13 protein-coding genes and 1 tRNA gene are annotated in these 21127 nt (G+C 46.7%); 3 read left to right on the forward strand and 11 right to left on the reverse strand.

The genetic code is table 11. From position 1 onward, the window contains the following. Positions 1-28: 28 nt before the first annotated feature. Both ftsH and PSE7367_RS13365 read right to left on the reverse strand, forming a co-directional pair. Positions 29-1888 carry an ATP-dependent zinc metalloprotease FtsH gene (gene ftsH / locus PSE7367_RS13360; protein WP_015165890.1) on the reverse strand — a complete coding sequence of 620 codons (1860 nt, stop codon included), beginning with the start codon at positions 1886-1888 and terminating at the stop codon, positions 29-31. Positions 1889-2506: 618 nt separating this feature from the next. Further along, positions 2507-2881 carry a ferredoxin-thioredoxin reductase catalytic domain-containing protein gene (locus tag PSE7367_RS13365; protein ID WP_015165891.1) on the reverse strand — a complete coding sequence of 125 codons (375 nt, stop codon included), beginning with the start codon at positions 2879-2881 and terminating at the stop codon, positions 2507-2509. A 155-nt stretch (positions 2882-3036) separates the two neighbouring features. Here PSE7367_RS13365 and PSE7367_RS20525 point away from each other — a divergent pair, with 155 nt between their 5' ends. Then, positions 3037-3900 (forward strand): hypothetical protein, encoded by an 864-nt coding sequence (locus PSE7367_RS20525; RefSeq protein WP_015165892.1) that lies wholly within the window; start codon positions 3037-3039, stop codon positions 3898-3900. Here the strand turns inward: PSE7367_RS20525 and PSE7367_RS13375 are convergent. The 5 genes from PSE7367_RS13375 to PSE7367_RS13395 all read right to left on the reverse strand — a co-directional run bounded on the left by PSE7367_RS13375 (position 3874) and on the right by PSE7367_RS13395 (position 12713). After that, positions 3874-4722 (reverse strand): isopenicillin N synthase family dioxygenase, encoded by an 849-nt coding sequence (locus PSE7367_RS13375; RefSeq protein WP_015165893.1) that lies wholly within the window; start codon positions 4720-4722, stop codon positions 3874-3876. The genes PSE7367_RS20525 and PSE7367_RS13375 overlap by 27 nt on opposite strands. Before the next feature lie 768 nt (positions 4723-5490). After that, positions 5491-6030 carry a hypothetical protein gene (locus PSE7367_RS13380; protein ID WP_015165894.1) on the reverse strand — a complete coding sequence of 180 codons (540 nt, stop codon included), beginning with the start codon at positions 6028-6030 and terminating at the stop codon, positions 5491-5493. 106 nt (positions 6031-6136) lie between these two features. Next, on the reverse strand, positions 6137-7942 hold the full coding sequence (locus tag PSE7367_RS13385) for an AAA family ATPase (protein ID WP_015165895.1): 1806 nt from the start codon (positions 7940-7942) through the stop codon (positions 6137-6139). A gap of 462 nt (positions 7943-8404) precedes the next feature. Continuing rightward, entirely contained in the window at positions 8405-9412 is a 1008-nt protein-coding gene (locus PSE7367_RS20530) for a calcium-binding protein (protein ID WP_015165896.1), read from the reverse strand. A 409-nt stretch (positions 9413-9821) separates the two neighbouring features. Beyond that, entirely contained in the window at positions 9822-12713 is a 2892-nt protein-coding gene (locus PSE7367_RS13395) for a beta strand repeat-containing protein (RefSeq protein ID WP_015165897.1), read from the reverse strand. 1126 nt (positions 12714-13839) lie between these two features. Between PSE7367_RS13395 and PSE7367_RS13400 the strand changes: the two genes are divergently transcribed. Further along, entirely contained in the window at positions 13840-14244 is a 405-nt protein-coding gene (locus tag PSE7367_RS13400) for an AbrB family transcriptional regulator (RefSeq protein ID WP_015165898.1), read from the forward strand. Positions 14245-14416: 172 nt separating this feature from the next. Here PSE7367_RS13400 and PSE7367_RS13405 read toward each other — a convergent pair whose 3' ends face one another. After that, a complete protein-coding gene (locus PSE7367_RS13405; RefSeq protein ID WP_015165899.1) occupies positions 14417-15040 on the reverse strand; it encodes an FMN-dependent NADH-azoreductase in 624 nt (207 codons plus the stop codon). Positions 15041-15805: 765 nt separating this feature from the next. On the opposite strand from PSE7367_RS13405, the gene smc reads away from it, so the two are divergent. Next, positions 15806-19633 (forward strand): chromosome segregation protein SMC, encoded by a 3828-nt coding sequence (gene smc / locus PSE7367_RS13410; RefSeq protein WP_015165900.1) that lies wholly within the window; start codon positions 15806-15808, stop codon positions 19631-19633. Here the strand turns inward: smc and PSE7367_RS13415 are convergent. The 3 genes from PSE7367_RS13415 to PSE7367_RS13425 all read right to left on the reverse strand — a co-directional run bounded on the left by PSE7367_RS13415 (position 19630) and on the right by PSE7367_RS13425 (position 21102). Continuing rightward, positions 19630-20142, reverse strand: coding sequence for a MogA/MoaB family molybdenum cofactor biosynthesis protein (locus PSE7367_RS13415; RefSeq protein ID WP_015165901.1), 513 nt, complete (start codon positions 20140-20142; stop codon positions 19630-19632). The two genes, smc and PSE7367_RS13415, sit on opposite strands and share 4 nt — an antisense overlap. A gap of 226 nt (positions 20143-20368) precedes the next feature. Next, a complete protein-coding gene (gene psb28, locus PSE7367_RS13420) occupies positions 20369-20707 on the reverse strand; it encodes a photosystem II reaction center protein Psb28 (protein WP_015165902.1) in 339 nt (112 codons plus the stop codon). Positions 20708-21015: 308 nt separating this feature from the next. Then, positions 21016-21102, reverse strand: a tRNA-Ser gene (locus PSE7367_RS13425). Between the last annotated feature and the right edge of the window lie 25 nt (positions 21103-21127).

A 21127-nucleotide genomic window follows, 5' to 3' on the forward strand; every position in this document is an offset into this window, starting at 1 on the left:
ATGGCGGTGAATTACTTAGTTAATAAACCTAGAGCACACCAGCTAAATTAACTTCACCGTTGGCGATCATACCTTGTAACTCTTCCGCATCAACGGTTTCCCGCTCAATTAGTTGATCTGCTAACTGATCGAGTAGATGGCGGTTTTGATTAAGAACTTGCTTAGCGCATTTGTAGGCATTTTCTACCAGTTCGCTAACTTCCTCGTCGATGATCGCGGCGGTTTCTTCAGAAAAATCACGCTCGGAGGCGATCTCACGACCCAGGAACATATTGCCACTGGCACGACCGAGGGCAACCGGCCCCAACTTATCGCTCATGCCAAACCGCATCACCATTTGACGGGCAATATTGGCTACCTGTTGTAAATCACTGGAAGCCCCGGTGGTTACTTCTTCTGCGCCGAAGATAATTTCTTCTGCCAGGCGGCCACCAAGCGCCACTGCCATTTGATTTTGCAAATAGGCGCGACTTTGCATCCGTTCTTCGTTGGGCAAGAACCAGGTCAAACCACCAGCGCGACCACGGGGGATAATGGTTACTTTTTGAATTGGATCGTAGTCAGGCAACAATGCACCCACGATCGCATGACCAGCTTCGTGATAGGCCACTAACTTTTTGCGCTTGTCGCTCATCACCCGATCTTTCTTTTCGGGGCCAACCAAGACACGATCGACGGCATCATTGATTTCATCCATCGAAATCTCGGTCAGGTTCCGACGGGCAGCCAAAATCGCTGCTTCATTAAGCAGGTTCGACAAATCTGCACCAGTGAACCCAGGGGTGCGACGGGCGATCTTTTCGAGGTCTACATCCTGACCCAGGGTCTTACCACGGGCATGAACTTGCAAAATTTCCAGGCGACCGGAGACATCGGGGCGATCGACTACCACCTGGCGATCGAAACGACCGGGGCGCAATAGTGCCGCATCCAGAACATCAGGACGGTTGGTTGCAGCAATAATAATAATGCCAGTATTACCTTCAAACCCGTCCATTTCCGTGAGCAACTGGTTCAGGGTTTGTTCGCGTTCATCATTACCACCACCGAGGCCAGCGCCACGCTGACGGCCAACCGCATCAATTTCATCGATGAATACAATGCAAGGCGCATTGGATTTGGCTTGCTCGAACAGATCGCGGACACGGGAAGCACCCACACCCACAAACATTTCGACAAACTCAGAACCAGAAATACTAAAGAATGGTACGCCAGCTTCACCGGCTACGGCACGGGCAAGTAAGGTTTTACCAGTCCCAGGAGGGCCAACCAGCAGCACACCCTTGGGAATCTTGGCACCCACAGCGGTAAAGCGATCGCTGTTTTTAAGAAAATCTACTACTTCAGTTAGCTCCAACTTGGCTTGTTCGATCCCAGCCACATCAGTGAAGGTAACCTGGGTTTGTGGCTCCATTTGGACTCTGGCCTTAGACTTGCCAAAGTTCATTGCCTGACTACCAGGGCCTACCTGGGCGCGGCGGATCAAGAAGAACAGACCCACCAGCAGCAAAATTGGCAAAATCAAACCACTAATAGTTTGCAAAAATGCGCCCTGATTGCGAGGTGGGACTACATCAAATTCAACATTGTTGCGTTGCAGGATGCTCACAAATTCTGGATCATTGGGTAAATTCACCCGTACCAGCTTATTGCTATCCATGCTGTTGGGGTCGGGGATAGTTGCTTCTGCCCAGGTGCGATCGTTGCTGATGTTTACCCGCGACACCTGTTTATTTTCTACCGCCTCAATCAATTGGCTATAGCGCCATTGTTGCTGGGGTTGAGGTTGATTATCAATCAATGCAGAACCGAGCACAATTACCACTACCAAAAGTAGGGCATAGATGCCAAAGTTCTTCCAGAATTTATTACCTTTGTTATTCTTCACCGCTCTTTGCTTCCTTAGACGGACTATTACTGAATTGCTTTTCCGATCGATCGACTCAAACTATTGAAAACTGTTTATATAGTATTGCTAATTTAAATTTTGATTTAGTAGTTTATAGCTTAAATTCTTTGATTAAACTTGCTGCGCTTAGCCGATATGGTCAATGACAGACCTTGGGATGGATGTCGCTCCGCTCAAATAACTCAAATAACTCAAATAAATATTCAAAATTTAAGCCGCAAACAGCCACAGTTAAATGAGCAAAGCACTTGCTATAGAAATATTAGCCTAAATCAAACAAAACCTGCCTCATCACTAAGACAGGTGATCACAATAACTTTGGTATGACAAACTATGTCTAAAGGGCAGGATCAATAGTTTGTGACTAATTGACCGACATGAACGAGGTGTGTTCATGCGATCGCATTGATTTGATATTTCTGATATTTCTTGGCCGAGGAACGCCAGTTTGATCAAAAACGATCGCTAATTGCGATCTTGATGTATTTATGACAACCAATCTCACCATAGAGATTTTATGCAGATCAAAATAGCAAGAGTTTGAAACTTAAAATTCTTAGGGGAAAAGACCCAAGAGCAATAATTACGGCTGAAATTCTACTCATCATCGTAGTCAACGCTTACTACTTCCAATTCCTGTCTATCACCAGCAAAGGGATTATCATCAGTTAAAAACAACATACAGTGACATTCCTTACGCTCTCGCATTGGCACACAGGGGCAGTTCCAGTAGGAGTTTTTGACTTCAGCTTCCTTGTCTTCGTAATATCGACAGGGGCACAGGGGAGCACCAAGTTCTTCCTTATGTTTGGCCAAGCCCTCGATCACAGCGTTGGTAATACTTTGATCGGCACAGAAGAAAGTGTCTGTTCTTTTGGCATAGGTTTCAGAGAAGTTTTTCATCGCATCAAAGCTCTTATTTTTGGCTTTGTTTTTACCGCGATCGACCTGTTGTTCTGAGGAGTTAGTCATAAACTTTTACTTATCCAAAGTCTTTATCTAATAAACTAAATCTAATATAAGGCTACTGTAACAGTTTTTTTGCTAAGTTAGGGCTAGCTACGTCTTATTTATTAAGCCTTACTTTATTGAGCCTGCATTGAGCCTGCCAACTTGAGCTTTTGATCATGACTCCTGCCGTTCGCCTTCAAATACCAATTGCGATCGCATCACTTGGTTTAGCCATGCAGGTTATGCTCGCAGCGGTGCCGCCTATGGTTAGGGCACAGGATAATTACGCTGCTAATTATTTTCTGCTCAAAAGTCAGGTTGATCATCAGCCCCGGCGACAAACCAATCCGACAATAATGGCTCAGGAGCAAAAAATTGAGGCTACTGACGTGGTTGATCCCATTGTCAATCCTACCAACAACCAGCCACAGACAGAAGCTCCTAATCACACTAATACCGGTGAAAAGTTAGGCGCAACCAGGCAACTACCCAGTCTCCAAACCCGTGCCCGTCCACCCTTACAGCCCGATACACTCCATCTGGGCATGGTGCAGGCTCAATTCTTTGAATATGCAGCAGATAATAATTGGTTAGCCCTGGAAACTCAGGTGGGCGAAGTGGCAATTTTTTACCAATGGTTGCCGGGGGGCGAAGGGATCTATGCATTGCCTGAGAAAGAGTTGGTCTATGCCAGTGGTTTTATTGCCAATGTTTACTTCCAGGATGGCCGTCTGGTGGGGATGCGGCTGCTGCCCGATCGCCGCGAGAAAATTATTAACTCAAATCAATTACTAAGCCTGGCTAGAGCCTGGTTCCCCGATGATGTGCTGAGTATCCTGTATCAAGTAGTGCCAGAAGATCCTAACCAGTTAGTAATTGACTCCTTGATTGGCTCTGTGCCCGAAGAGTTTAAAACTGGCTTTGGCAGTAATAAATTGCCGTTTTGCCAGGTGGTGCTTTTCCCTGCCCCGGTTCCCCTCCAGGCATCACTGAGTAGTTGTGCAGAGCCGATCTCAGCCGAGGATGCCAATCTGCTGTAGACGCTCAGCCAGGTAGGTGCCAGCGGTTAGGCCAGTGGTGGAAATAATTGATGCGGGGTGGGCATGTAAAAATAAAGGCATTGAATAGCGTGATCGCCCCGTTTCCAGTCCGATCGGATTGACTACCCGATGCGTAGTCGATCGATAGTAGCCGCCACTGGCAACCTGCAACATATCGCCCACATTGATCACAATCTCACCCAGACAACAGGGTACTTCATACCAATGCCCTTCAAGATCTTGCACTTGCAAACCATTATGGGTAGCTGCAGGCAACAGCGTAATTAGATTAATGTCCTGGTGCGCCGCTGCTCGCACTGCGCCGATTTGTTCTGAGCCAGTCAGGGGTGGATAATGCAAAATCCTGAGTAAATGATTGGGGCTGTGGGCAATCATTTGTTGCAAAGATTCAAGCTGATCGGGAAATACTTGCGGCGTATCAATCTCGATCCAGCCGAGAATTTCCTTGGCCAGATTCAGCAGATCATTAAATAATTGCCAGGTATGATGGCTTATTTGGGTGGGTAAGTCCTGCCGCTGGTAGACATGAAAGAACTCTTTCAGGTCAGCGATCCCATAGTCTTTGGCATGTTCTGCCAACATCGGAAAATAGCCAGCCTGGGAATTTGTTTCATGTATATCGTGTAGATAGTCATGCTTAGCAGCACTCGCAAAAAACGATCGCCACTCCTGATACACAAATTGAATCGTCTCCACTGGAATTTCATGATCGCAGAGAATGGCAAAACCAGTTTGCTGTAACGATTGGGCGATTGCTTTACCCACTTGCGGCGATCGATAGCTTACTTTTGCTAATTGCATGGGTCTTGGCTGAGCTAAATTTTGATCACTTTGATCGGGGGATCTAAATTGTAAATTTACACAAAAATAACGCCACTTGCACAAAGTAAACCTTGCAAACGGCGCAAACTATTAGTCCTAGAATAATTAATTTTGGTTATTCGCTTTCTAAAATAATACCGCGATTTTCTAATTTTGGATCGCCCAAAGTTGAAACATGAAGATAGTTAAAACTGTTTCCATGTCTCATAACCGTTGTATATCTATTCTGCTCTAGTACCTGTGTCTGATCCTAGATCTAACGGTATTACGATCGGGGATTGTGAGGTAGCTGGATTCAGGATCATCACAGCTCTTGAAAACTCAAAGTGACTAATAAACCAGCTAATCGCAGTAGAGTGCGTCCAAATTGACCTAAACAAGCAAATCGTTTGTCTTGCTCATTACTTAATTCTGGTTCTAGGGATTTAAGTGCCTTTGCTAGGGGGGTGTACATTAGAGCTAGAGTAAGCGGGGCAAGCTAGCTCAAAAAAAATAGGTCGAATTATGTAAACAAAATATCTATTCAGTACCTATCAGACATATCTAAAAAAACTTTAAATTGGGCAGGGATCAGCCCCTATGGCGATCGAGGAGAAAATTAGGGCATAGTAATCTTTGACAGTATCTCTATATCTCTATAAATCCTGTCTGCATATATCTGCATATAGAAGTTGTCCTAACCCAGGCTTCAATTGCTAGCCCAATCTAGATGCTCTAGATGCTCTAGATGCCTTGGGCAAACTGGATTTAGAGCACCTTGTGGGTATGGGAATGTTGCTTCACATTATCATCATCCTTGACTACCCGCGCCGCATTAAGAATCCGTTTTTTCTCCAATGAGAAATTAAAATCAGTATAGGTCTCGCCTACCTTAATATGCTCAGTGGCTTCGGGGCGCACCTTATAGGTACGGGTCGCCGCGATCGCCCTTTCCTCAAAGTCCTGACAAATTTGCGCCTCGTTGTCAAAAACTTGCGCTGGCATTTGAATTGAGCCATCTGCGGTCATCACCTGGCCTAATTCAGTGGCATAGGCTTTTTCATAGGAAGTGGGAATTTTCTTCAAAATTGCTTCGAGCGCTGAAGAAGGGATCGGCTCGATCACCTTAACTGGAATCACTTCTCCATCTTCCCTCACAAACCAAGTGGCAAGTCCCAACACAAGATAGTCGGCAACATTTAAATCTGGGGCGGTGGCGTAATTAGACATATTCTGATCAAGTGGTAAATTTGGTTTGGGAAATTGCAGATAACTATACTCTCTAACTGCCTGACGACTTGGCGGCATAATTACAGAATTAATTAACTAATCCTCAATTATGCTTCACATATGCTAGCCGATCGCTAATTTAAATATTGCTAATTTAAATGAACAGCAATTGGATTGAAATTGGTCAATTATTAGAGCCATCTTCCCGATCGGGCCTTCCCGAATCACCCAGATTATCCAAATCATCCAGATTGTCTAAATTATCGATATTATCAATTCCGCGCTTGCGGCTAAACTGGCGCAACTCCTCCGTCAGCTCCACATCATTGGAGGCAGTTCTGGCTCCTGCTTCCGCCGCCCACCATTTCAACGCCTCAATTTGATCACGGGCGATCGCTGCCAGGGGGACAGTTTCCTTAATTGAATAGGTAATGTCAGTGGTAGTAAAATCCCGCCGCTGACCACTCAGGCCATGACCAAACGCATAATGAATCGCATCAATAATCACCTGTTCGATCTCCGCACCACTAAAATTACGGGTCTGGCGTGCCAGCAACTCCATATCAAAATCGCGTACCCTGGTGGGTCGGAATTTTTGTAAATGCACCCGAAAAATCTCCTGGCGCTCGGCTTTGGTGGGCAAATTGAGAAAGAAAATCTCATCAAATCGCCCTTTCCGCAGCAGCTCCGCTGGTAGAATTTCTACATTGTTAGCCGTGGCCACAATAAACACCGGACTGGTTTTTTCTTGCATCCAGGTAATCAGGGAACCAAACACCCGGCGACTGGTGCCAGAATCACCATCCATGCCTGACGAGACATTACCAAAGGCTTTATCGATTTCATCGATCCACAACACACAGGGAGCCACCGCCTCAGAAAGCTGGATCATTTGCCGCACCCGGCTTTCACTTTCCCCCACAATGCCACCAAACAATCGACCCGTGTCGAGTCGCAGCAGGGGCAATCGCCACTCATGGGCGATCGTCTTGGCGGAGAGCGATTTACCCGTACCCTGAATGCCCACCAGCAAGACCCCCTTGGGCGTGGGGATGCCATAGCGCTTGGCCTCTTCGGTGAAGGCATCTTTGCGAATCCGTACCCATTGCTTCAGGTTTTCCAGGCCACCCACACTCTTGAGCGATTCACTGGTTTTATAAAATTCCAGAATGCCAGTCTGGCGGATTGCCTGCTTTTTCTCGTCCAGCACATTTTCAATGTCGGTGTCGTCTACCTGTTGTTTGGCGGCGATCGCCTTGGCCAGAACCCGCTCGATCCGGGTGCGGCTGAGTCCCTGGCAGGCTTTGACCAATTGCTCCCAGGCCAGCCCTTCTATTTTTAATTTATCGGGGGCAATTTTTTGGCGAATTTGATAACTGATTTCCTTCTCATCGGGCAGGGGGAAATCCAGCACCGTAATTTCTTCAGCCAGTTCATTGGGAATATGCAGGGCATGGCTGGTCAGCACCAGCATATTTCGATCGCGCTTAAGCTGACGCGCCAGGTTTTTTAACTCGCGGATTGTGGGCATATTAGCCGGAGTAGCTGGATTTTTGAGGATTGGATGTAAATCCCGCAACACATAAATATTGCTGATCGCATTTTGATGATCATCCAGTGGATCAACAGACCGATCGCCAGGATTAGCATTAGCCTCCAGGGGCGATCGCCTGGCTGGAGTACCCACCCGCGTCAGCGCACCCATAATTGAACCCTTATCAGCCCCATTGTCGCTCCAGCCCCGCACAATATCCCAATAAAACACACGGCGCTTAGCTTGCCCCACGCTGGCGACCAGGGATAATACCTCTTCGATCGGCTCTTCTTCGGCGGTGACCACATAGAGCAATGAATAGCGTGCCCGCAACATCAGATCAATTTGCTTGACAATTTCTTCATACACCTGAGCCCGATCGCCATAGGCTTGATTACCATGATTACTAAAGGGGCGTGGTTTATTTTCAGCGGGCTGCTTGGGATTCCTAAACATGGATGGCTCTATGTCGCTATGGTTGATTTTGGCGCTACTTTCTAGGCTATTTTTACCAACTTAATCTATTAATCCATTATGAATTACTTGCTGCAATAGCTAATACTACCCTTCGATCGCGATAACATCACAAAACTATTCTTTCTATATCTGATATAGCAAATGGTTGTATGATTAGGACCTCTCCATAGCTATAAGCTTTATGTATCAGGGTATAGCCCCAAAATGCGTCCTAACACAAACACGTAGCGCTGCATTACAGGCAATTAAATCCTATTTAGCTATAGGGAACAAGACGAGTTAGAGCGTCTTTCGCCGCACATCTGCACCTCTTTATTGCTATTGTGTGCCGAATTTATAAGCAAAAAGAAACAGAGCCTTTACGCTGACTCCGTTCCCAAATGCCTTATCCAGGGTTGACGCAATCGAGAATCGCTATAGCTCCCTTTTTAGCCGTTGATTTTACTCATTAATAAATAGAGTTGCCGTATCAAATCCACTGTCATCAAAGACCAGATCGATCACCACCAGCACCTGATCTTCCTGCGCTTGATATTGACTCTGCGCGAAACCAACCCCCAGGGAAGGATCGAGAATTTCCAGATCAACAGTGTCATTATCATCATTTTCATCGGCGAAAATCCGGAATACCAGGGCATTCTCAACTGGGATGAGTTCGTTTTCAATAAACACAAACGAATTATTGAGGATTTCCACATTACCAAAGGCATCCCAACCATCACCGCGATCGGTAATCGTAACATTGCCATCCCAGCCGCCATTCGGTTCCAAACTGGTGGTGTTGAAACTGCCGCCCGCAGCACCAGCACTGGAGCCACCAATGCCAACCTGACCAGGGCTGACCCCCAAGATATCGGCAACGGTAGCTTGATTTACCCCCACCAAAGTAGCCACCGGTTGACCTGTCACCGAGTCAGAAATGATTGTGTTGCCACCAAATTCATTGAGATTAATTTCATTGGGACTAATTTCTTCGAGGAAGAAACCATCTTCACCAGCAGAAAAATCTAGGATTACGTCTTCGCCCTTGCCCCGCTGCAACACAAAGGTATCAGCTCCGGCTCCACCACTCAGCGTATCGATCCCAAAATCGCCTTGAACGCGATCGTTGCCATTACCGCCATTAACTACGTCGCTTTCCTTACCGCCAAAAACGGTGTCATTCCCTTCACCGCCATCGACTGTGTCGTTGTTATTGTTACCGTTAACATGGGGATCATCGCCAGCACCACCAAACACATTGTCATTACCTTTGCCGCCGCGCACGAAGGTGTCATTCCCAGCCCCACCATCGATCGTGTCATTGCCCTGGTTACCGTTAATATCATCACTATCCGCAGAACCAGTCACATTGTCATCACCATCTAGCGATCGCACCGGACGGCCACCTAATTCCCCCGGATTAAAAGTGCGGGTATCATTACCATTCGTTAAATCAAAAAATTCCATGTTTATATCCCCTCAGTCTTATGTTAAGTTTCGCCTAGGCGATTAACTTCTATTGGTTTCCATCTGATTAGCTTTATTACTTGCTTATTACTTGATCATGCATCCCGCGATCGGCTGGATTCATTCAAGTAGATTACCTACATTCGTCTCATTAAAAATCTTGACAATATTCTTAACCACATTGTTGCGCCTTACTTGGAAATCAAAATTAAAGCATATTTACCAAGTTCTGCCCACCCGCTAAGCGGCGATGAACAGTCTGTTAAAGAGTATTCAGCTTATTTACTATTTAATTTAATTTAATTAAACAGGGACTATGGCAACACAGGTTAAGTCTATTTAGCGATTTTGTTACTTGAACAAACGCTAATTATCATCTTTATGCTTGCATCATAGCTAGCGCAACTAATTATCTAACTGATGCAGCCGGATAGCAGTGATGCCGATCGCCAAAGGCGCGTGATCTGGACTGCATTGCGAGTCGATCGGTGTAATTGATCCTGTTGATCTTGGCCGATGTTGTGGCCTGTGGCTCTGAGCCTATCTCTGAACCATGATTTTGGCTTAAATCCGGTAACTGAGATACCAACACAACCTGATCGTGGGCATTATGCAGCCAACCTTGCGCTTCAATGATCGCAGTATCACTATTACTGCTACTAATATCCGCTTTATTTTGGACTTGCCTTCCTGTCAGCAATTGGGGCTGAGAGCCGATCGCTGACGGCGGGGTTAATGTGGTTGGCAACGATGCATCAGGGTTAGATTTGAGTTGAGGGAAACTTGATATGTTTAGAGCTTGCCGATCGAGGGAATCAGCACTTTTATTTAAGTGCAACTCAGGCTGGGTCTGGCTTGAGCGCATTGAGAGTTGAGGGGGCTCCGGCCAACTATCCCCTAGATCATCTATTATATCAATTCCGCTCCTGGCGACAGTTGGGGCGATCGGCAAGCCACCCCGTCCAGTAATTAATAGTTTGGCACTGGAAAGATTCCGATCGATCGCGCAAGCACTGGTTACCAGTTGATTCTCGGCGGCAAAGCTAGTCGGTAAAGTTAACAATCCTTGGGCCGGATCGACATCTGGAGTATTAATTTCAACTACGCCGCTGAATTGTGCGCCAAGCTCAGAACTAGCGGTAATATCACTGGCAGGAGTAAGGCTGTCACGCTCGGTTGTGCCAAAAACACCTTGAGCAGAGATACTTACCAACCCACCAAAATTACTGACCGAGTTGGCGGTAATATCGCTGTTTTCGAGGGCGGCCAGGGTTTGGCTGGAAATCGCAATGTTGCCACCGGTGGCAGTACCGATCGCATTGGTGCTAATGCTACTGTTACCCAGGAGTTGCAATGTATCGCCCAGGGTTAAATTAATATTGCCACGATCGCCTGCTCTGGTCTCTGCTTCCAGCCCCGCTTGATTATCTAGGAAAATACGATTAGCCAAAATAGTCAGATTGCCAGCCCCGCCCGTGGGGCCGATCGCACTCACTGCAATATTGGCGCGATCGCGGATCTCCAGGCGATCGGTGATTACTGTTAGATCGCCGCCCTCGCCCGTAGCCTCAGTGAAATTCCCCTCCAAACCAGACACAGCCCTTAGTGCACTGGGAAATAACCCATCCGCACTGGTGCCAACCAGCTCCACTGATTCCGTGGCCGTGAGCAGCAAGTTACCAGCGTTGCCAGTCCCCAAGGTAGATACCTGCGCCTCAGCGCCATCCTTAATTACAATCCGATTAGTTTCAATGCTCAAATTGCCGCCATCACCAGTGGAATTAACATCAGCGGAAGCTTTAAACCCACTCACATCCACCGGAGAAAGGGGATTGCCGCCAGCAAGCTCGATCGCCTCCGCCCGCACAGTCAGATCGCCTGCCCTGCCACTACTAAACGTGGTAACTACCACCTGAGCGCCATCCTTAACCACAAATTGATCGGCCGCAATGGTTAAATTACCACCCTGACCGATCGATTCTGGCTCCGCCGTGGCAAATAAACCGCTCACCGTAGAGCCATCATTTCTGATCCCAGACAATTCGATCTGCCGCGCCTGAATATTGGTATTTCCGGCATTGCCAATCCCAAAAGTGCCGCTGAGGATTTGTGCCCCATCTCGCAAAATTAAGCGATCGCTAATCACATTAATGTTGCCGCCATTGCCAGATGCACCGGGCAAAACCGAACTAGTGAACAGAGTAATAAACTGTCCATCGGGGGACTCGCCCACCAATTCGATCGCATCGGTTGCCCGGATCAATAAATTCCCACCCGGTAGATCGCCCTGCGTGTTAGCGGAAATGGTCGATCCAGCCAAGAGAGTAAGATTGCTAGCCTGCACCTGAATATTACCGCCACCATTGCCATCGGTGGTCACAAAGGCGCGATCGCTCAGGTTAATATTGCCAAATCCAGTTGAGTTAATTTCGCCATAGTCAAGCTGCCAGCCTTGTTCGATCTGGTTTAGGTTAACGACTCCCGCCGTGGTAACGCTACCCAATTCGATCCTGCCGATCGGTGCGGTCAAGACACTGCCAGCGATCGCCAGATCTCCGCCCACCAGTGCCAGGGTTCGATTAGGTTGCAGGCGCAATTCGCTTCTAATTGGTAGTTGCGAGCTAGAAACAATGCTGCCGGGATTATTGCCAAATTGCAAGCCCATTGGCGCAGTCATAGTCAATAAGCTAGCGGGGATTGCCGCATTATTAGCACTAAACAAACTACCATCAGCAAATACCACCCCCTCGGCAGTGCTAGCAATGAAAGAACCACCAATATCTAAGCTGGCATTATTACCAAATAAGATGCCATTGGGATTGAGCAAAAATAGATTGGCGCTACCGTTGGTGCGAATCTGACCATCAATATTTGATCGGTTAGTACCAGTAACGCGGCTGATGATATTTGCGATCGCGGCATTGTGATCAAAAAAAGCGGTTTCTCCAGCACGTACCGAGAATTCCTGAAAACTATGAAACAGGTTTCCGCCTAGTTCCGTGCCACCGGTGATCGTTAACAGGTCAGCCGCCGTTTCTACCTGGGAAGGGCTAGGTAGGCTTTGATCTGGAGTAACCTGCGCGATCGCGGTAGTTTCTGGCAAATGCTCAAATGCCAAAATCACGCTGATTAATCCCGCCACAGATGCGATCGCATTGATGCTCTCACTAATACTCTCACTAATACTCGCACTCAGAGTTTTGCTGGGGTTTTTAGTGGGGGGCTTGCCGGGAGGTCTGAATCGCAATCGTGATATTAGACTCAAGTTTGATTGCCGGACTTGGTGGGGCTTGTTTTCCATGCAAATATTCTAAAGGGCTTGATGGCCGATCGCCATCCCTAGCTATAGTTCTTTACAGGATGTATTGATCCAGTGAGATCGCCATCATTTCAGGATGAGATGATCGGATTTAAATCATTAAGCCAAGGCGAGTTAAGATTCATCGATGAAATTATTTAATGACCATAAAAATAGCCATAAAACATATACATTAGGCAAGGAAATAGCCCCCAATCATTGCCCCACCTACTACCACCAAAAACAATAAGTATTTAGTCCTGAATTCAGTTATGAATATTGAATTATGACCAATGAATTACAAATTCAAATGAATCTAATTGGACTTTTTCTCTCCTATTTGTGCTAATAGCACCACAATTTAGATCATGGCTAATCCAGACATAGCTAAACTTATAACTAACCTCTAACTAACCTAGGTAGTGAAACCCCGACCTAAATTAATATGGTAGCGGATGACAATATTACTAATGCCATAGGGCTACTTTTGCCTGCCAAATCTTGCTTTGAACCAGGTCAGAAACTTTGCTTTGTAATTGCCCCAGACCCATAGACTAAATTTTAAATTTAGAAGCTGACACCGATCTTTAGTCGATCGGCTCAACCAAATGATCAAATAGAATCAAATAGATATCGAGAATTAAATCGGATCAGCTTAGCGCAAATAAACATACTAAGATGTTTATTAATGAACTTAATTAGTAAACTTAATAACAGGGCAAATTCATAGTTTGACGCATCAGTAACTGATATTAGATACTGAGATCAATGCTTGTCTATTTAATTGTGGATTAGTTAAGTAATGACATGATCACCTTTTTGGTATTTATTCAAAACTTATTACTGCCATATGTAAATACCCTACAAATACGCTGTGAATACATATAAATACATATAAGTACACCGTAAATCCATAACTGTAATTAACTGTAATTACATGTATTTGCCTGTTCAGGTCATGCCTACGAGATCGAGCCAAAAGTAAGGCTAATTAAAAATCTAAGTAAAGATTAAGTCTGTTTTAACAACACTTTGCGATCGACAAAGCCCCGATTCGTTGAGGGTAATCGATGGTTGGGTGCTAAGCAGCATGCTCATATTGACAGTCTATTTTTCAGTTTCAGAAGCTATGGCAAAAAGTAAACAACCGCCAGTTTTAACCGGACAATCCCTACTAAAAAAGGTTGAAGAATTAAAACATTTATCAAAGGAAGAAAAGGCGAAGGCATGTGGTTACTCGACTATCACTAGAAATGGTCAAAGCCGAGTTAATTTGATGAAATTCTACAATGCATTGATGGAAGCCGATGGCACAATCAGTCTTGACAACAAGGGCACTGGTAAAGGCGGCCGAAGTGCCAGTTATAAGGTGAGTGTGCAGCGCAATGGCAATTTATTGATTGGTTCAGCCTATACCCAGCAAATGGGATTGAAGCCTGGTGATGAATTGAGAATCAAGCTAGGTCGCAAACATATTCACCTACATCAAATTGGCGCTGACGGCGAAGATGATGAAGAGTTTGATGAAAACTAATTGCGATCGCTACTCCATCCATCGCAATTTTCGAGGTTGATTGATAGTTGATTGATAATTGATAGAGGACAATTGGCAACCAGGATTGCTTGGAACTCAGCGATCGCTGTGCTACCAATTATTTGCTGGTTTAAGTTTGCTTTAAGTTTGCTTCAACTTTAGGTTGGGTTTCCTACCAACTAGCTGTCAGGGACTTTAGCTTTGATTGCGCATCAGCGATCGCTTTGGCAGAAGCTTCTTCGCCCCAGGCCAACTGCTGAGCATGCACAAAGGTAATATCGGTAACGCCAATAAACCCAAAAATAGTCCGCATATAGGGTTCTTGTAGATCGTAGGGGGCGGCGGGGGAGCCAGGTGAAAAATCCCCCCCTCTGGCAGTAATCACCAGCATTTTTTTGCCCTCCACCAGGCCATAGAAATTAGTGGGACTATCGATGCCAAAGGTGCGGAAGGGTCTGACAATTTGGTCAATATAGGCTTTGAAAACCGCTGGCACATTAAAGTTATACATCGGCACACCAAACACATAACAATCGGCGGCCAGGAATTCATCCACCAGGCGATCGCTAATTTCAATTCCGGCTTGTTGTTCCGGTGTGCGGGCTTCCGGTGGTGTAAAACTAGCAGCGATCCAGGTTTCATCCACAAAGGGAACTGGATTATGGCCAAGATCGCGGTAGGTGATCGTGTGATCATTTTGTTGATCTTGCCACATCTGTACAAATTCTTTTGAGAGCTGGCGGGAGACAGAGCGATCGCCACGGGGACTGGTATCAAGATGGAGTAAGTGAGTCATATGGTAGATAAGGAAAAATAGATAAAATCGCTACTTTCTGATCAGTGTTTCAGATTTTATGTCCAGGGAATAGATCCACATTGGTTAATTTACTTGATTTTTACTGAATGCGACCACCTCGTGCTATTTCAAGCAAGATGTTAGGTAAGTAAAGACCTGAATGCTTTGATTTGATCTATCTATAGGTATTCATGTAAAAGAAGTGCTTTGAAGATGCACTAGCAAACTTGATTTGGTTGTATGCCAGCATACTTTTACTCTCTAAAAAATAGCGATCGGCTAATGCAATCATTGAAATCACGATCGGAGCTAACAATCAAATCCAAGCGATCGCCCATTGGCAAAACCTCACAAGTTCGATGGTTGTGTGCTTTTTGATGATGGTTATTTAACCAAGCTGGATCTGAGCAGATTACTAGCGCCCCAGCTAAGTTATGGATAATGGATATTTGCCAAAAACTTAAGCATAAGCAAAATGGCTGATACCGTTTTAGTTTTTAGATGAAACATATTTTTAATCGGCGATCCATCTGAGCAAGGCTTATGACTCGGCATTTGGATCACCTAATTTCCTAATTTGGTATGAGTCATAAACATGGCGATCGCGGCAATATTTGTTGCAATCGCGGCATTGCATGCTAAGTTATTGGCGTTTAAGGTCTGGCATTTATTTGTAGCGATAATTTGTGCCTAGTTGCCGCTAAAAATTGCATTTATCGCGTTTTTAGTGTATCTCCTACCTAATTGCATTTATAGCGAAGCGCCGTGTATATCAAACTGATTGAGCTTTCCCGATTTAAGTCCTTTGGTGGCACCACTCCCATTCCCATGTTGCCTGGGTTTACGGTGGTTTCGGGGCCGAATGGTTCCGGCAAATCAAATATTCTGGATGCGCTGTTGTTTGCGCTGGGATTGTCTACCTCTAAGGGAATGCGAGCCGATCGCCTCCCCGACCTGGTTAACCAGAACCACACCAGGAAAGGACGCACGGTGGAAGCCAGTGTCACGGTGATTTTTGGCCTGGACGATGATGAGCTGCGACTGTTGGGGCAAGAGCCAGATCCAGCCGCCCAGGCGATCGCAGAGCGATCTGAGCAGAGCAATGGCCAAGACATGAGCGTAGCGATCGAGTCCCAAGCAAATTCGTCAGATATTGAATCAAATATTGAATCAAATATCGAAAATGCTACAGACGGCTTGGCGGTGGTTGGCGCAAATGCTAGCAGTAATGGTAATGGTCATGTTGATCATACTCAAGCAGCGGAGCAAAACGGCAATGGCTCAGTGGCAGCTAGCCCAGAAATCCTGGTGGGCACGATCCAAAATGCCGAGCTAATCGAAAAGTCGATCCATGAATGGAAGATCACCCGCAAGCTCCGAGTCACCAGTCAAGGCACCTATACATCGACCTATTACATCAATGATTCGCCCTGCACCCTGGGCGAGCTGCACCAGCAACTATCGCGGTTGCGGATTTATCCAGAAGGGTACAACGTCGTGTTGCAAGGGGACGTAACCAGTATTATTTCGATGAATTCCCGCGATCGGCGTGAGATTATTGATGAACTGGCCGGAGTAGGTGAATTCGATCGTAAAATTTCCCAGGCCAAGGTTAAATTAGACGAAGTTAAGGCCCAAGAAGATCGCTTCCGGATCGTAGAGCAAGAATTGATCGCCGCCCAGGAAAAACTAAAGGGCGATCGGGCTAAGGCCGAGAAATACCAGGCATTGCGGATCGATCTCGAAAAATTGCAATCCTCGGAAGTGGTGTTACATCAACGCCATTTAAAATATCAGCAAGCACTGCGTAATACAGAATTAGCCAATGGCAAAAGCAAGGATCATGAGCTGAAAACCCAACTAACAGACTTGTGTGAAGAAATCGCCAGCGGCACAGTCCAGCTCAATGAACTAAACGATCGCGTCCATACCCTGGGTGAGGAAGAATATTTAGCGGTTTCGACTGAAAATGCAGCCAAGCGGGCTGAACTGAGGGCAGCGGAACGCAAACAGCAGGATTTAACAACTTCCTATCAAAATAATCAAGCAACGATCGGCCAGTTGCAAACGGAAATCAGCGAGCAGGTCGGCCTCCTTGAACAAACGGAAACCCAACGCGAAGCCCATCAACTGGAAATCGCGTCGCTAGATCAATCCCGTGAACAACAGGCTACGATCGTGGCACAGTGCCGCCGTGAACTCCAGGCGATCGCCGCTTCCGCCGATGATTGGCTCAGCAATCAGGGGCAATTACGCCAAACCGTAGATGAATTGCAAGCAAACTTGAGTCCGCAACGACAAGAGCAGGCCAGGTTAAAAGAATCAATCCGGCAATGGACTTTGCAACTAACTGCCCTGGAAGCGGAGCAGACCACCCTATCAGAATCAGAGGGGCGATCCAGTGAAGATGAATTAGCGCTCTATCAAGGTGAGGTGAGTGGCGCACAAAAGTTAATTCAAAATGTGGGTTTGGCTCTATCTCAGGCTCAGGTGGAGCTACAAACCACCAACGAAACGATCGATCGGCTCAGCCAGGAGCAACGGCTCAAAAATCGCCAACTCGATCGCCTCGAAGCCCAAACCAGCGCCATGCAGGAAGCCCAGGGCACTAAGGCATCGCAATTAATCATTGAAGCCGATCTAGCTGGTGTCTGTGGATTGGTGGCACAGCTTGGCATGGTGGAATCGCGCTATCAGACTGCGCTGGAGATCGCCGCCGGGGCAAGGCTGGGTTATCTGGTGGTCGAGAATGATGAAGTTGCCTCAGAAGCAATCAATTTGCTGAAGCGAGAACGGGCAGGGCGAGCCACTTTCTTGCCATTGAATAAAATGCGATCGGCCAGATCTTTGCGGCCAGAGGATGCCCATTCCATCGGTGGGGTTGATTTTGCGATTAACCTAATCGATTGCGAAAGCCGTTATGCGGAAATTTTTGCCTATGTGTTTGGCAACACGATCGTGTTTGAGCACCTGGAGCAGGCGCGATTGCATGTGGGTAAATACCGGATGGTGACAATGGACGGGGAGTTATTGGAAACCTCCGGCGCGATCACTGGCGGTAGTGTGAACAGACGGATGGGTCTGCATTTTGGCACTGGTTCACCGAAGGAATCCGTTGAGGCTGCCCATTTGCGCGATCGGCTGATGGAAATCGATCGGATGCTCAATCGCCTCCATCAAAAATCCCGCACGCTGCAAACCAGCATCACCAAATATGAAGAGCAAATGCAGAATGCTCGCAATGCTTACCGCGAAGCCCAGATGAAGGCCGATCGAATCGTGGAAAGTTCAGTTCGCTATGAGCGCGACATGAAGCGGATCGAGGAACAAATCCAGCAATATCATGAAGCTACCGAGCAGAGCCAAAAACAACTGGTTAGCCTGGAGCTAGACATTTCCACCGCCGAGACCAGCATGCAAGCAACCCGATTGCAATTGGCGGAAATCGAAAAATCTAGCACCCATAGCCAATGGCAAAAGGTACAGGCGGAGTTGCAAACCCAGGAACAAAAGCTAAATGGCGAGGAATTGCATCTGGCTACGGCACGGCAAAAACTCACCGACAAGGAAAATCAAATCAGCCTGCTGCGCGAGAAAATCAACCAGCGCCAGCAACGCTTGCAGGAAATTCGATCGACCCAGACGGAGCTATTAAACGCCAGCTCCCAGGTGCAAACCCAATGCCGAGAGCTATCCATCAGAATTGAGCAGTTGCAAGATCGCCTCGATTCGCTTGAAGAAGTGGTGGGGGCAGCCAAACAGGAGCGGGATGCCTGCGAGCGCAACCTCCAGGCCCTGAGTGAGCGCCGCCGTGAATTGGAATGGCAGTTACAGAAAAATGCTGAACGCGTTAATGGGCTAAATAAGGAACTGGCCAAGATTGAATATGACTTAGAAAATCTGGAGTTGCCGGAGCCATTGCCGGAAGTACCAGAAACCATGACCCTGGAGCAATGCCAATTAGAGCAACGCCGTTTGCAAAAGCGCTTGCAAGCCCTGGAGCCAGTGAACATGATGGCGATCGCTGAGTATGAAAGCGTGACCGAACGGCTTACTGACCTGAGCAATCGCCTGGAAACCCTCAATCAAGAACGTACTGAGTTGTTGCTGCGGATCGAGAATTTCACCACCCTGCGTCAACGGGCATTCATGCAGGCGTTTAATGCGGTGAATGAAAACTTTAAGACTATTTTTGCGGAGCTATCCGATGGGGATGGCCATTTGCAACTGGAAAATTCCGCCGATCCCCTTGTTGGTGGCCTGCATCTGGTCGCTCATCCCAAGGGTAAACAGGTGCAACATCTGGCCTCGATGTCTGGGGGTGAAAAGTCCCTGACCGCGCTCAGCTTTATCTTTGCGCTCCAGCGCTATCGCCCTTCGCCGTTCTATGCCTTTGATGAGGTGGATATGTTCCTGGATGGGGCCAATGTGGAGCGCCTATCAAGAATGGTACGCAAGCAGGCTGGTTTGGCGCAGTTCATTGTGGTGAGTCTGCGTAGACCGATGATTGAGGCATCGGAACGTACGATCGGTGTGACCCAGGCGCGGGGGGCGCATACGCAGGTGTTGGGTTTGGAACTTAGATCCGGCTAATGTAATCCCTTTAACTGCCGCACCAGGTGAATAATCTCCGGTTGGATTAACTGCTCCACTGCCAGCTTCACCGCTCCACTCGAACCGGGCAACGAAAACACCAGCTTACCCTGATAAACACCAGCCACAGCGCGGGAAGCGATCGCCCGTGAGCCAATTTCCTGCCAGCTCAGATAACGAAATATTTCTCCGAAACCAGGCAACGTTTTTTCCAACAGCGTAGCGATCGCATCATAGGTATTATCCCTGGGTGCGATCCCAGTGCCACCATTGAGAATAATGGCTTCTAGGTCTGGCATCTTGGCCAACTCCGCCATTTTAGTCTTGATCTGCTCTGGCTCATCCTTGGCGATCGCGTAAGCACCTAAAGTATGGCCAGCATTCACCAGCGATTGTTTAATAAACTTACCGCTCTTGTCGGTTTCCTCGGTGCGCGTATCGCTGACCGTAATCACGGCAAAATTAACTACATATGACGGCGGATCGGGGCAGGGATTAGCATTGCTCATAATTACTTTTCAAAAGCCAGAATTGCAAAGTTTAGCTACTGTTTACTTTAAGCGATCGCCCCCAGTAAAGAATTAACCGCAGGTAAGAAAAGACCACAAAAAAGAGCCGTTAATCATACAGCCCCCTCTCAAAGCAATCAAAATTGTAACTTTGCGATCGCTATATCTTGTTTCCCATCGACATGGTAATAAAGTTAAGCGCAAGCGATCGAGCTAAAGCAGCCAGCTAAGATTTATTGAAATCCATACCATTTGCCTCAGCATAGCGATTCATAAACCGCAGAAAGCGTTCCCACTCTGCTTCACCATCCATTCTATAGATTGCTTCAATTCCCGCCGGCTGACCATTAATAAACTTGGCATTGACCGATCGGGTAACCATCTCACCCTCTTCGTCGGACATATACATACCAGTAATCTCATTATTTACCTGTCCCTCTGTCATACAGAGTGGGTTTTCAAAAATGAAGGTTGCCGTGCTGGTGCTGCCATCTTTCGATCGGGTCAATCGCACATCAGAAGCCTCTTCATTAACCCCAAGTGCAAGCTGAATTGTTGCTGTCATTATTTTTTATTACCTTAATATTATGCTAAAAAAATTTTATCTTTATATTTTGGTTAAACCTAGTTTATGTGCCAAGCTTCCCTTATACAACCCTTAGCCCGCTGACACATGGATAAACCTGCCCACCGATATATATTTATCTGTGAGGCTTTAATCGTTTGGCTTGGCAGCAAGGTTAATGCTTTTGAGCAAATTGAGAAAAGCAAATATTATGCAAACAGCAACCCGACCAGTCGATCGAATTGGCTGATGAATGTGCAGGGTATTTTAAAAGTTAAGTAACTAAATTAATTTAGCTAAGTTAGCAACGGAGAGGGAGGGATTCGAACCCTCGTTAAAGTTTCCCCTAAACAGCATTTCCAGTGCTGCGCCTTCAACCACTCGGCCACCTCTCCAAAGGATATGTAATTTTAAGCACTG

The sequence above is a fragment of the Pseudanabaena sp. PCC 7367 genome (assembly GCF_000317065.1).
In the GTDB taxonomy this organism is placed as follows: domain Bacteria; phylum Cyanobacteriota; class Cyanobacteriia; order Pseudanabaenales; family Pseudanabaenaceae; genus Thalassoporum; species Thalassoporum mexicanum.